Genomic DNA, 13,014 nt, shown 5'->3' on the forward strand with positions numbered 1-13,014 from the left:
GTGAAGCACAGCTTCATCTACGGTGGGCTTCATGGACCTCCCCCTCGAGCAGCTCCGGACCCTCGCCGCGGTCGTCGACGCGGGCACCCTCGAACGGGCGGCAGCCAGCCTCGGCATCAGCCCCAGCGCGGTCAGCCAGCGTATTCGGGCGATCGAGCAGCGCATCGGGCGGGTCGTCCTCCGGCGCACCAAGCCGGTCACGGCGACGGACGCCGGCGAACCGCTCGTGCGCCTGGCGCGCCAGCTCGCCGTCCTCGAGCACGACGCACGCGTCGCGCTCGGCGAGGAGGTCTCGGCGCCGCGCGTGCCCCTCGCGGTGAACGCCGACTCGCTGATCAGCTGGTTCCTGCCCGCCCTCGCCGCCGTGACCGCCGATCACGCCGTGACCTTCGAGATCCACCGGGAGGATCAGGAGCGCACTGCGCAGCTGCTCGCCGCGGGCACGGTCATGGGAGCGGTGACCTCGCAGCGGAAGGCCGTCACCGGGTGCGTCGTCTCTCCTCTGGGGCGAATGCACTACACCGCCGTCGCCGAGCGGGCCTTCGCCGAGCGCTGGTTCGCGGGCGGACTCGATAGGGCGTCGCTCGAGACCGCACCCATCGTCGACTTCGACCACCACGACACGCTGCAGTCCTCGTTCGCCCGGCGGCACGGCGCCCGGCTGAGCGCGCCGCGGCACGTGATCAGCGCCTCGGCGGAGTTCGCCGAAGCGGTGAGGACAGGGCTCGGCTGGGGCATGCTGCTGCCGGGCCAGTACGAGGCCGGAGTGGCCGACGGGTCGCTCGTGACCCTCGCCGACGACACGATCTCCGTGCCGCTCTATTGGCAGCGGTGGAACCTCTCATCGCCCCTTCTCGACCGCGTCACGGATGCCGTCCGCGCGGCCGCCCGCGACTCCCCCTCGGTCACATAGCCCCGGAGTAGCCGACAGCGATGCGGGAGTCAATCCCCTGATCGATCCGGCGCGCCCGGGAGATGGTGGTGCCTGTAACTGGGGCGGATCAACTGGGTGAAGTGGGACGAGGTGCGAGATGTATATCGAATCCGAGGTCGTTGACGCCGAGCCCGCCCAGGTCTCCGTGGACAGCGAAGCGCTGCGCGCACTTCCGTCCCGTCGACCAGCGGCCCCCTCTCCGCGTGCGTCGCGCATCCAGTGGGATCAGCTGGCAGCCGACCGCTATGTGGTTCGGATCTCCGGCGAGACCGTCGGCTACGTCGATGTCGTCGGCGCCGTGTACGTGGTGCTCTCGGGCGCGCGGTACGACCGCGCCGAGGAGATCATGCAGACGCTCGTCTGGTCGACGGCCACCGCCGCGCTCGACCACGCCCGCTCGCGCTGATCATCGCGCCGCCGACCACTCCTCGGCTCAGCTCTTCGACGTGAGTCGGCGCTCGGCTTTTTCCGCATCGGCGGCGGCTGTGCGCGCGGCGCTCCGCAGGTCGCCCACCTCAGCGTCGAGCCGGTCGACGCCCTCCCGCGCCACGGCGATCTCGCTCTCGAGCTGAGCCCGCTCGGCGTCGAGCGCCCGCAGTCGCTCCTCGAGCTCCTCCGCCTTTCGTCGCGCGAGATCACCGCGCTCGGCTGCCCGCGTGAGCTCGCGCTCCGCCGCCTGCGCGTGACGTGCAGCCTCCCGGGCCTCGCGCTCGGCATCCCGCCGCCGGCGCCGCTCGGCGAGCTCATCGGTCGGAGCCGCATCGCCCGTGGGCGCCGCGGCATCGAACGGGCCCGAGACGGCATCCGTCAGATCGGGAGACTCCATGCCGGTGGCGTCGATCGGACGCAGGAGACGGGCAGAGGCGACGGCCGCGGCGGCATCCGGGTCGCGGAGGGCCGCATTCAGGGTGCGCTCGACGCTGTCGCGGACGGCGGGGCTGACATGGGCCCCTCTGCGTGCGGCTCTGTCGAGCGCCTCCGCCGTGAGGGATCGGAGAGTGGACCGGCGGCGCGCGGTCAGGTCGCCGAGCGCGGCGGCATCCCCCGCATCGAGAGCGTCGCGAAGCTCCGCGGCGAGCCCGAGCGCGGGCTGGAGCACGTCCGGCGCTTCTGCGGCCAACACGTTGACGACCCACGCCGCGAGGACGGGTTTGCGCAGTCGGCGGACGGCCGCGGCCAGCGCGGAATCATCGGCGGCCGTGGCCTCGGACGCACGGGCGGAGACGAACTCCTCGAGAGGGACGACGCTCAGCCGGGCGGCGATCTCTGTCAGACGCGCGTCGATGTCGCTCATCCGACCATTGTGGACCGAATTCACCCTGGCAGGATTCCGCCGGAGCACGGCCCGAAGGAGCAGGCCCGCGACGGGCAGGCGCCGTAGCGTGAGGGGATGCTCGAGATGCGCCCGAACTGCGAATGCTGCGACCGCGACCTCGCGCCGGGCGAACCCGCCTACATCTGCTCGTTCGAGTGCACCTGGTGCGCCGACTGCGTCACCCGTTTTCCGGGCGGCGCGTGCCCCAACTGCGGGGGCGAGCTGAGCGCGCGTCCGTCGCGCCGCGGCGGCGCGCTGGAGCGGAACCCCGCGTCGACGACGCGTGTGGTCTCGGCGGAGTGCGCCGACGGCGTCGCCTGACGCGGGCGCTGGCTCGCGTGGCGCGGACGCCAGCGCCGCGCGCGGCGATCTGCGCGTGGGGGTCAGAGCCCCTCGGCAACGGATGCGGCGGCGCGCATCCAGGCATCCTTCGTCTTGCTCTGCAGCCGGTCGTAGCGGATCGGCCCTGCCTTCAGCGCATCGTCGAACGGGATGACCGAGACCGCCCGGACGTGACCTTCGAAGCCGGCGGCGATGTCGCGGACGGCCGCGGCGCTCGACTTCTCGGACTGACCCACGATCACGACCGCGTTGTCGGCGAGGCGCCGGGAGTGCTCGTCGCGGTGGCGGAGAGCGTCGAGCAGCAGTGCGGCCGACTCAGCAGACTCCGGCGCGGCGAGCGTCGGCACGACGAGCTGGTGCGCGGAGTCGATCATGCGCAGCCAGCGGTCGGCCGACTCGTCGTTGCCGGAGTCGAAGATGACCATGCGGTAGTACCGCGCGGCGACCTGTGCGAGCAGGTCGAAATCGGCCGTCGTGATGCGCTGGTCGGCCGCGAGCAGCTCGGGGTTCGAGCGCAGCACGTCGTAGCGGTCGACCGACTGGTGATGCACGAACCGGGCGATGTCGCTGACGGATGCCGTCGCGTCGAGCAGCTGGCGGGCCTGCGGCAGCAGGTCGCGGATCGTCGTGTCGTAGTCGCCCTGCTCGGTGCGCCACCCCAGGGTGCCGCGGGTGTCGTTGTTGTCCCACGCGAGGACGTTGCCCCCGCCGTAGCGGGCGAAGACGGCCGAGAGCACGGCGGTCGTCATGGTCTTTCCGACCCCGCCCTTGCCGTTCGCGACGGCGATCGCGCGGCATCCGGCCCACTGCCGGGAGACGGACTTCTCCCACTCGGCCCGCTCCTGCTCGGCGCGCGAGGGCCCGATCGGGATGCCGAGGCGGACGAAGAATGCGCGCCACCCCGACACGGTGGCGGGGTGGTCGACGGCCGGCTCGATGAACGACGGACGTGCGCCCGTGGGCGGCGTGAGAGTTCCGGCCGGGAGTCCGAGGCCGAGGCCCGACGCGAGCGGCACGGACGCGACCGAGACCGGCGCATCGCCGACCCGATCGGAGGAGGCGCCGCGCGGCACGGCGGAGGGCGCGGTGGCCGGCTCGGCATCGGCATGATCGTCGGCGTCGACGGCATCATCGTCATCGACGGCGGCGGCGGCGTCATCGACGGCGGCGGGGTCATCATCGTCGTCAGCGGAAGCGGTCGACGGCTCGACGGCGGCGGCCACCCGATCGCCCTCGTCGACCGCGTCGTCGTCGTCCTCCTCGGCGTCGAAGGCGGCGCGGGCGACGTCGATGGGATCGGAGTCGTCGCTCGCCCCGCGCGGCGACCAGCCGGTCTCGTCGGGGAACGTGATCGCCTGCGTCTCGAGGCCGACCGACGACGGTGCGTCGTCGCCGGCGACGCTCGCTGCCGGGAGGAAGAACTCGGGCACCGCCGCGCGCGCCGGCTGCGCCGCCGCGGTTCGCACGGCGAGCGTGTCTTCGTCGATGTCGTCGTCGTCCGCGGGGTCGTACGTGCCCGCGTGATCATCGGCACCAGCGGGTGTCTCGGGCGATGCGGCGACGAGCGGCACCTCGTCGACGAGGCCGGGCGCCTGCTCCTCGGCGGCGGGCTGCTCAATGGCCGCCTCCTTGGCGGCGGGCTCCGGATCGGTCGCCCACCACGCCTGCTGGCGCCGCTCCGACCGGGTGGCGGGCGCGTCGCCCGCGATCGCGGTGATCTCGCCGTCCACGGCGATGCGCAGCGTGTGCTCGCCGCGGTCGCCGCTCGTGACGAGGTCGACGGGCTCGCCGGCGGCGGCGGCCTCACCGCGCAGGCGCTCGACGATCAGCCGGCGGATGCCGTCGGCATCCGCCGCGGTCAGCGTCTCGACCTGTCCGTCGGGGCTCGTGACGCGCGCGTCGTCACCGGTCACGTGCACGTGCGCGTGGAGCGGGTCGCTGCCAGTGGTCATCGGGTTCCTTTCGGCGGAGCCGGCCGGCATCCGACCGGTCCTGAGGTCCGCGAGGAGGGGGTGGGTCGCGCCGGGAGGGCGACCGGAACTCCCGCGGTCGAGGGACGTCACCCCACGCTATCGCGGGAGCGCGGAAATCCCCCGGTCCGGCGGCCGTCCGACGGCGATCCGAGGGCCGCGGAACGAGGTCACTCCTGCGGCGTCGGCTCGGCGAGGAGGTAGCGGGTGCTCGGGCGACCGGCGGTCGAGTAGTCCATCGTCCGGCGCACCGCCCCCTCGTCGGCGAGATGCTCGAGGTAGCGGCGGCAGCTGACACGCGACAGCCCGAGCTCGGCGGCGACGTCGCCCGCCGTCCCGCCCCCCAGCCTCACGAGCGAGGCGTGCACGAGATCGAGCGTCTCCTTCGCGAGGCCCTTCGGCAGGCTGCGACGGCCGGGCGGCCTCATGACGGCGTCGATCGTGGACTGGTCGAGGTTCGCGGCGGCGCCGGTGGAGAAGTGCCCCTGGGCGATCACGTCGTTGATGCGCTCGTGCAGATCGTGCGCCGTGAACGGCTTGACGAGATAGTGACGCACCCCCATCAGGCGTGCGTCACGGACGGTGCCGACATCTCGGGCGGCGGTCACCGCGACGATCTCGGGCTGCACGAGCGTCTCATCGGCCCGCACCGCGCGGAGCACCTCGATGCCCGAGAAGCCGGGCAGATGGACATCGAGCAGCACGAGGTCGGGGGCGAGCGAGCGGATCGCGGCCACCGCTTCGGGGCCGGACGCCGCGATGCCGATCAGGTCGCACTCGGGGTGGGCCGACACGAAGCGCCCGTGCAACGAGGCGACCGCGGCGACGTCGTCGACGACGAGCGTTCGAAGGGTCACGGCACCCTCACCTCCCGGAGGAGCGCCACCGTGAACCGCGCGCCACCGAGCGGCGAGCGCGACAGGGTGACGTCTCCGGAATGGCGACGGGCGATGCGGCGCACGAGGGCGAGACCGACGCCGCGGGTGCGCGCCGTCGGGTCTTTCGTGCTGATGCCCTCGTCGAATACCCGGTCGCCGAGGGCGGCGTCGACCCCCGGCCCGCTGTCCTCGACGACGACGGCCACGCCGTCGGCATCCGTCCGCACCGTCACCGCCACCTGATCGCCGGGCCGGCACGCGTCGAGCGCGTTGTCGACGAGGTTGCCGACCACGGTCACGAGGTCACCGGTCACGAGCGCGGGTACCGCACCGTCGGCCGCGATCGTCATCGAGATGCCGAGCTCCCGCGCGCGGGCCAGCTTGGCGGCCAGGAGGGCGGCGAGCTCGGCGCCGAGGTCCTCGCCCGCCTCGCCGATGTCGAGCGATCCGCCGGGCTGCGTGCGCGCGATGAAGTCGCGGGCGTCGTCCCACGCGCCGAGTTCGATGAGGCCGGCGACGACGTGCATCGAGTTGGCGAATTCGTGCGCCTGGGCGCGCAGGGCGTCGGTGAGCGACTGCTGGCCGTCCATCTGGCGGATCGCCTCGTGCAGCTCGGTGTGGTCGCGCAGCAGCAGGGTTCCGCCGACGGGCTTGCCGTCGTCGCCCCGGAGTCCGGTCGCACGGGCGATGAGGGCGCGTTCGCCCGCGAGGACGAGCCGGCCCTCCCGCTCGCCGTTGCGGAGGACGTCGTAGATGGGCGGGTCGAGCACCTCGGCCGCCGACGCGCCCACCAGGTCGGCTCGGCCGAGCAGCCGCGCGGCCGCGTCGTTGGCGCTCGCGACCGAGCCGTCGCGGTCGACGCGCAGCACGCCCTCGCTGAGGCGGTGCAGCATCGTCTCGCGCTCCCCGACCAGGTCGGCGATCTCGCCCGGCTCGAGTCCGAGGATCCGTCGCCGGATGAGCGCGGCGACCCACGCCGCCCCGAAGACGCCTACGACGGCGGACCCGCCGAGCGCGAGCAGCAGCCACGGCAGGCGCCCCTGCACGTCGGCCGCCAGTTCGGCTTCGAGCTCACCCACCGACACCGACCCGATGATCTCGCCGTCGCCGGCGCCGCCCCGGAAGATCGGCACCTTCACGCGGTACGACTCCCCCAGGGTGCCCGTCTCGGTGCCCGACCAGATCTGGCCGGACAGCGGGATCGACGGGTCGGTCGAGACGCTCTCTCCGATGCGGTCGGGGTTCGGGTGCGAGTAGCGGATGCCGTCGGCATCCGTCACGACGACGTAGGTCAGGTCGGACGCCTCCCGGATGACCTCGGCGATCGGCTGGATGGTCGCACTGGGATCGGGGCCGTCGAATGCGTCGACGATCGTCGGGAGGCGCGAGATGGACAGCGCGACTCCGGCCATGCGATCGCGGTACGAGTCGCGGATCGAACGCTCCTGCAGACTCACCGACACGACCCCGGCGATCACGATGACGATGCACACGATGAAGGCCTGCAGCAGCAACAGCTGCCAGCGAAGCGACATCGCTCGGGGCACCTGCCCATTGTGCCTCTCAGCGGCAGTTCGCGCAGGCCTGGGTGCGACCAATAGTTGCGTAAGTCGCTCTTTCTTTCGCAAGCGCGACAACGGATGCCGGGGTGCCTACCGTCTGCACAGGACGACGATGCGAAGACGCTCGTCGCAACTCGAAGGAGAGTTCCCATGCGCAAGACGCTCACTGTTGTCGCCGTCGCCGGTATCGCAGCGATCGCCCTCACCGGCTGCAACCCCCGCGGCGCAGCCGTCGGCGGAGGCTCGGAGTCCGGTGGCGCCGAGGCTGCCGCGATCGACTCCGTCAGCATCATCGTTCCCGCCGACCCCGGCGGTGGATGGGACCAGACCGGTCGCGCTGCGTCCGGCGTCCTCACCGGCGAAGGCCTCGTCGACACCGCCGCCGTCACCAACATCGGCGGCGCCGGCGGCACGGTCGGGCTCGCCTCGCTCGCCAACGAGACCGACCCCAACACCCTCATGGTGACCGGACTCGTGATGGTGGGTGCCGTCGAGACGAACGCCGCCGAGAACCGCATCGAGGACACCACGCCGATCGCCCGCCTCACCGATGAGCCCCTCGTCGTCGTCGTGCCGGCCGACAGCGAGTTCCAGACCCTGAAGGAGCTCGTCGACGCCGTCGTGGCCGAGGGCCAGGACATCACCATCACCGGCGGATCGGCTGGTGGCGCCGACCACATCCTCGCCGGCCTCCTCCTCGAAGAGGCGGGCCTCGACGGGGCGGGCATCACCGAGAAGCTCAACTACGTGCCCAACGCCGGTGGCGGCGAGGCCGTCTCCCTCCTCCTCGGCAACAATGCGGCCGCCGGCATCTCCGGCGTCGGCGAGTTCTCCGAGTACGTCGAATCGGGCGACCTCCGCGCGCTGGCCGTCTCGAGCGGCGAGCCGGCCCAGCTGCTGCCCGACGCCCCCACCATGACCGACGAGGGCTACGACATCGTCTACACCAACTGGCGCGGACTCCTCGCCCCCGGCGACATCACGGATGCCGAGAAGGAGAGCCTCGTGGCCCTGGTCACCGAGATGCGCGACTCCGCCGGCTGGAAGGACGCGCTCGAGGAGGCCGGCTGGACCGACGCCTTCCTGACCGGTCCTGAGCTGGACACCTTCATCGACGAGAACATCGCCGAGGTCTCCGGCACGCTCGAGAGCATCGGTCTGGTCCAATGACGAACGAGCCCCTCACCCGGAGCGAGGCGGACGCCCCGCCCCGCTCCGGGTGGCAGGCCGACCGCATCGGGAACCTGATCTTCGCGATCGTCATCGTCGGGCTCGGGATCTTCGCGCTCGTCGGCGCGCTGAGCATCCGCATCCCGAGCGGCGGTTTCGTCGGACCCCAGGTCTTCCCGATCCTCGTCGGCGTCATCCTCCTCGCCTCGGGGGCGGCCCTCGTCGTCGGCGCCCTCCGCGGGAACGTGGCCGCGCCGGATGCCGGTGAGGACATCGACCCGAACGCCCCGACCGACTGGTGGACGATCCTCAAGCTCGTCGGACTCGTCGTCGCCGTGATGCTCCTGCTCGAGATCCTCGGCTGGTGGATGGTCGCGGCGCTCCTGTTCGGCGGCGCCGCCTGGACCCTCGGCGCGAAGAAGCCCTGGCTCGCCTTCCTCGTCGGGCTCGCGATGGGCCTCGCCACGCAGCTGCTGTTCGGCGAGGGCCTCGGCCTGTCGCTGCCCCGCGGCATGGCGTTCGACTGGTGGTACGGCCCCGGACCCCTGTTCGGCTGATCGGAAAACGGACATGGACGCACTCAACTCCCTCATGCAGGGGTTCGCGACGGCTCTTCAGCCCGAGTACCTGCTCTTCGCCCTCCTCGGCGTCATCATCGGCACCGCCGTCGGGGTCCTCCCCGGCATCGGCCCCGCCATGACGGTCGCCCTCCTCCTCCCTCTCACCTACTCGCTGTCGCCGACCGCGGCGATCATCACCTTCGCCGGCATCTACTACGGCGGCATGTACGGCGGCTCGACGACCAGCATCCTGCTCAACACCCCCGGCGAGTCGGCCTCGGTCATCACCGCGATCGAGGGCAACAAGATGGCCAAGCTCGGTCGGGGCGCCGCCGCGCTCGCGACCGCGGCGATCGGCTCGTTCATCGCCGGCACGATCGCGACGGTGCTGCTCACCCTCTTCGCCCCGATCATCGCGACCTTCGCGGTCAACCTGGGGCCTGCGGACTTCGTCGCGCTCATCGTGGTCGCCTTCATCACGGTCGGCGCTCTCCTCGGGTCCTCGCCGGCGCGCGGCCTCGCCTCGCTCGGGATCGGCCTCATGGTCGGCCTCATCGGCACCGAGGTCACCACCGGCCAGGCGCGCTACACCCTCGGCATCCTCGCCCTCTCCGACGGCATCAGCGTCGTCCTCGTGGCGGTCGGCCTCTTCGCGATCGGCGAGACGTTCTACGTCGCGTCGCGGCTGCGGCACGGTCCGATCCCGGTGATCCCGGTGACCCGCGGATGGCGCAACTGGATGACGCGCGACGACTGGAAGCGGTCGTGGAAGCCCTGGCTCCGCGGCACCTTCATCGGCTTCCCGGTGGGCACGATCCCCGCCGGCGGCGCCGACGTCGCGACCTTCCTGTCGTACGCGACCGAGAAGAGCCTGTCGAAGAACAAGGGCCAGTTCGGCCGTGGCGCCATCGAGGGCGTCGCGGGCCCCGAGGCCGCCAACAATGCGGCCGCCGCCGGTGTGCTCGTGCCCCTGCTGACCCTCGGCCTCCCGACCACGGCGACCGCGGCGATCATCATCACGGCCTTCCAGTCGTACGGCATCCAGCCCGGGCCGCAGCTGTTCCAGAACCAGGGCGACCTGGTGTGGGCGCTCATCGCGAGCCTCTACATCGGCAACGTGCTGCTCATCGTGCTGAACCTGCCGCTCGCGGGCATCTGGGTCAAGCTGCTGCAGATCCCGCGGCCCTACCTGTACGGCGGCATCCTCATGTTCGCGGTGCTGGGGGCCTACGCGATCAGCTTCTCCACTCTCGACATCCTGATCCTCCTGATCGTCGGAGCGCTCGGCTACTTCCTCCGGAGGTTCGGGTTCCCGATCGCTCCGCTGGTGGTCGGGCTGATCCTCGGGCCGATGGGCGAGCAGCAGCTCCGCAAGGCGCTGCAGCTCAGCCAGGGCGACATGCTCGACCTCGTCATGCACCCGTTCGCTGCGGGCGCGTACATCGTGCTGGCCGTGCTGCTGGCCGGTGGCCTCTGGCTCAAGCGTCGCCAGAACCGCTACGAGCTCGCTCTGGAGGCCTCCCTCGCTGCCGACGAAGGCCACCCGCAGGCGGCGGTCGACCGGATGTGGCAGCCGGGCGAGCGCCCGACCGACGTCCGGACCGACACGATCCGGGCGGAGCTCGCCGCCAAAGAGGCGAAGCGCGAGGCCAAACGCCGCCGCTGAACCGCAACGGAGAACGGCCCTGTCCTCGAGAGCGATCTCGGGGGCAGGGCCGTTCTTCGTGGGCGTCGCCCGCCGAGCTCAGCGCCGGCGGAGCAGGGCGGCCGCGCCGACGGCGGCGGCAGCGGCGAGCGCCGACCCGGCCGCGGTCGCGGTGCGGCGGTGTCCGATCGCCCAGGTCTGGATGCTGCCGTTCTTGGCCCGGTCGTCGAAGGCGCCGTGCGAGCCGTGGTCGCCGGGCACCGGCTCGTAGAGGTTGGGCGGCGTCGTCGACTCGCCCTTGTCGGGGGCGAACTGGCCCTCCCAGGCGTTGCGCGCGAGGTACCAGTCGAGGAACCGCCCGGCGAAGCGGGTGCCGAGCACGAGGCCGACGGTCGACTCGCCCACCCAGGTGCGGCGACGCGGACGGTCGGCGACATCCGCGACCGCCTTCGCCCCGACCTCGGGCTGGTAGATCGGCGGCACGGGCTGCGGGTGCTGCGGGAAGGGTGATTTCACCCACCCGAACTGGGTTGTGTTGAGCGCCGGCATGTCGACGATCGAAACGGCGATCGCGCTCTTCTCGTGCGTGAGCTCGGAGACGACCGAGTCGGTGAAGCCGTCGATCGCGTGCTTCGCTCCGCAGTACGCCGCCTGCAGCGGGATGCCGCGGTGGGCGAGGGCGGAGCCGATCTGGATGACGTGGCCGCGGTCGCGCGTGCGCATGCGGGTGAGCGCGGCGCGGGTGCCGTTGACGGCGCCGAGGTAGGTGACGCGGGTCGCGCGCTCGAAGTCTTCGGGCTTCGTGTCGAGGAAGGGCGAGATGCTCCCCGACATGACGTTGTTCACCCACAGCGCGATGGGGCCGAGTTCGCTCTCCACCTCGGATGCCGCGCGGTCGACGTCGTCGTTGTCCGACACGTCGACGGACACGGCGTGGGCGCGGCGACCTGCGGCGCGGACCTCCGCCGCCGCGGCATCCAGGCCGTCCTTGCCGCGGGCGAGGATCGCGACGTCCCATCCGCGTCCGGCGAGCTCGCGGACGATCGCCCGGCCGAGGCCTGCGCTGCCGCCCGTGACGACGGCGACTCCTCGTGACATTTCGGTGCTCATTGGTGACCTCTCATCGACGTTCGCTCGCGCTCGCGCCGAAGGCGCCGCGCGTCCTCCTTATCCTGAGGTCGGCGCCCGACTCGCCCCATCGGGTTGTCACCCGGGCGACGATGGAGTACGGCGCGACATGTCGCCCACTACGGTGAGACCGTGCGATCGGTAATCGGGATGTCGGGGCGACTGCTCGTCGCGCACTGGCCTGCGCTCGTCGCCTGGTATCTGGCGGGGACCCTCGGCCGCTACGTCGGGCTCGAAGTGGCGGGGTATGTGGGCGGATACACGGCGATCGGCGGCATCCTGCTGATTCCGCTCGCGATCCTCGCGAAGCTCATCAGTGTGGTCGCCATGTTCCTGGTGCTCCGCGACGGGATGGTGCGACTCGGTGTCGTCGCGCCGGTTCCGACGGGGTCGCGCGAGCGGCGCGCGGCATTTCGCGACGCACTGGTCTCGTCCGTGCTGCCGTTCATCGCGGTGTACGCGGCGCTCGGCTTCCTCCGCGACGACGTCGCCGCCTACCTCGATGCGGCGCTCAAGAGCTTCACCTCTCGGAGTTTCGGCGCACCCCCCGGCGTGACGCTGGACCGTACGGGCGCCGTCGACTCGCTCACCTGGGAACCGTGGACCATCGCCGTCGTGATCCTGGCATTCGCCGGACGATGGGCGTGGAACCGCTACAAGGCGAAGCTCCCCCGGTGGACGGCGCTGATCGCGACCTACCTCGAGGGACTGTGGGTGTTCCTCACCGCGTACTTCATCGGCGAGGCACTCGGACAGGCGACCGCGTGGGTGGACTCGCGGCAGGCCATGGTGTGGCTCGCCGACGCGAGAGAGTGGGTCGGCGGATGGTTCGCTCCGCTCGGCTGGGCCTGGGATGCCGTCGGCGTGCTCCTCGCGGAAGCGGGGCAGGTGCTGCTCGTGCCGCTCGCGTGGCTCACGATCGCCGGAGTGATCTACGGGCAGGCGGTGACCCCGCAGGGCGTGCAGTGGCGCGGGGAGCTCGCCGAGCGGGCGCGGTCGCGCTACGGCACGGTGCCGCAGCGGCTCCGCCGGCGGCTCGCCGACCTCGGTTCGAGCGCGGGAGCCCGGTTCCGGCCGATCTGGCGCGCGATCGTGCTGATGTGGCGGGGCGGGCCGATCCTCATCGGCGGCTACGTCCTGGCCTACGCACTCGTCGTCATCGCCGACCGCGGCGCGCGATTCGGACTCACCCGGCTCATCGGGCCGCAGGATTTCTGGACCGTCTGGCTTCCGGCCTACCTGCCGGTCGTGCTCGTCGTCTCGATCGTGACGGAGTCGGTTCGCACGGTCGTGATCGCGAGCGCCTATGACGCCACGGTGGGCTCGCTGATCGGCGCACCCGCCGTCGCGCCCGGACACCCCGAGGACGACCGCGATTCAGTCCTGGGGCAGGAGGCGCAGATAGCCCGGGAGCTCGTCCGCGACGACGATGTCGATGCCGAACGGCCCGTCCGCGTCTCGAGGGATGAGGAAGGGGACCTCGATCCAGAACCTGCCCTCGATCGTTGAC

General features: G+C 71.8%; 12 protein-coding genes. 7 read left to right on the forward strand and 5 right to left on the reverse strand.

What is annotated here, in order from left to right:
- Positions 1–31 precede the first annotated feature (31 nt).
- Both ACJJV7_RS09985 and ACJJV7_RS09990 read left to right on the forward strand, forming a co-directional pair.
- Positions 32–913 (forward strand): LysR family transcriptional regulator ArgP, encoded by an 882-nt coding sequence (locus ACJJV7_RS09985; protein ID WP_405375194.1) that lies wholly within the window; start codon positions 32–34, stop codon positions 911–913.
- A 118-nt stretch (positions 914–1,031) separates the two neighbouring features.
- Positions 1,032–1,340: a hypothetical protein gene (locus ACJJV7_RS09990; RefSeq protein WP_405375192.1), complete on the forward strand. Its 309-nt coding sequence runs from the start codon at positions 1,032–1,034 to the stop codon at positions 1,338–1,340.
- 27 nt (positions 1,341–1,367) lie between these two features.
- On the opposite strand, the gene ACJJV7_RS09995 is transcribed toward ACJJV7_RS09990, so the two are convergent.
- A complete protein-coding gene (locus ACJJV7_RS09995) occupies positions 1,368–2,228 on the reverse strand; it encodes a hypothetical protein (protein WP_405375190.1) in 861 nt (286 codons plus the stop codon).
- A 96-nt stretch (positions 2,229–2,324) separates the two neighbouring features.
- Here ACJJV7_RS09995 and ACJJV7_RS10000 point away from each other — a divergent pair, with 96 nt between their 5' ends.
- Entirely contained in the window at positions 2,325–2,570 is a 246-nt protein-coding gene (locus ACJJV7_RS10000; protein WP_405375189.1) for a DUF1272 domain-containing protein, read from the forward strand.
- Between the two features lie 62 nt (positions 2,571–2,632).
- Here the strand turns inward: ACJJV7_RS10000 and ACJJV7_RS10005 are convergent, their stop codons facing one another.
- From ACJJV7_RS10005 to ACJJV7_RS10015, 3 genes are all read right to left on the reverse strand, one after another.
- Positions 2,633–4,543 (reverse strand): ParA family protein, encoded by a 1,911-nt coding sequence (locus ACJJV7_RS10005; protein WP_405375187.1) that lies wholly within the window; start codon positions 4,541–4,543, stop codon positions 2,633–2,635.
- A gap of 188 nt (positions 4,544–4,731) precedes the next feature.
- Positions 4,732–5,418, reverse strand: coding sequence for a response regulator (locus ACJJV7_RS10010; RefSeq protein WP_405375185.1), 687 nt, complete (start codon positions 5,416–5,418; stop codon positions 4,732–4,734).
- Positions 5,415–6,986, reverse strand: a complete 1,572-nt coding sequence (locus ACJJV7_RS10015; protein WP_405375184.1) for an ATP-binding protein — start codon at positions 6,984–6,986, stop codon at positions 5,415–5,417. The genes ACJJV7_RS10010 and ACJJV7_RS10015 overlap by 4 nt, the downstream gene beginning before the upstream one ends.
- 165 nt (positions 6,987–7,151) lie before the next feature.
- Between ACJJV7_RS10015 and ACJJV7_RS10020 the strand changes: the two genes are divergently transcribed.
- Genes ACJJV7_RS10020 through ACJJV7_RS10030 form a run of 3 tightly spaced genes read left to right on the forward strand, consistent with a single transcriptional unit; the run spans position 7,152 to position 10,397 of the window.
- The gene (locus ACJJV7_RS10020) at positions 7,152–8,171 is read left to right on the forward strand and encodes a Bug family tripartite tricarboxylate transporter substrate binding protein (protein WP_405375183.1); all 1,020 of its coding nucleotides are present in this window, start codon (positions 7,152–7,154) and stop codon (positions 8,169–8,171) included.
- A complete protein-coding gene (locus ACJJV7_RS10025; protein WP_405375181.1) occupies positions 8,168–8,728 on the forward strand; it encodes a tripartite tricarboxylate transporter TctB family protein in 561 nt (186 codons plus the stop codon). The genes ACJJV7_RS10020 and ACJJV7_RS10025 overlap by 4 nt, the downstream gene beginning before the upstream one ends.
- A gap of 13 nt (positions 8,729–8,741) precedes the next feature.
- Positions 8,742–10,397 carry a tripartite tricarboxylate transporter permease gene (locus tag ACJJV7_RS10030; RefSeq protein ID WP_405375179.1) on the forward strand — a complete coding sequence of 552 codons (1,656 nt, stop codon included), beginning with the start codon at positions 8,742–8,744 and terminating at the stop codon, positions 10,395–10,397.
- 78 nt (positions 10,398–10,475) lie between these two features.
- On the opposite strand, the gene ACJJV7_RS10035 is transcribed toward ACJJV7_RS10030, so the two are convergent.
- On the reverse strand, positions 10,476–11,486 hold the full coding sequence (locus tag ACJJV7_RS10035) for an SDR family oxidoreductase (protein ID WP_405375177.1): 1,011 nt from the start codon (positions 11,484–11,486) through the stop codon (positions 10,476–10,478).
- Positions 11,487–11,636: 150 nt separating this feature from the next.
- Here ACJJV7_RS10035 and ACJJV7_RS10040 point away from each other — a divergent pair, with 150 nt between their 5' ends.
- Positions 11,637–13,013 (forward strand): hypothetical protein, encoded by a 1,377-nt coding sequence (locus ACJJV7_RS10040; RefSeq protein ID WP_405375175.1) that lies wholly within the window; start codon positions 11,637–11,639, stop codon positions 13,011–13,013.
- The last annotated feature ends 1 nt before the right edge of the window (position 13,014 follow it).

The sequence above is a fragment of the Microbacterium sp. Ld4 genome, from assembly GCF_045066555.1.
GTDB lineage: Bacteria > Actinomycetota > Actinomycetes > Actinomycetales > Microbacteriaceae > Microbacterium.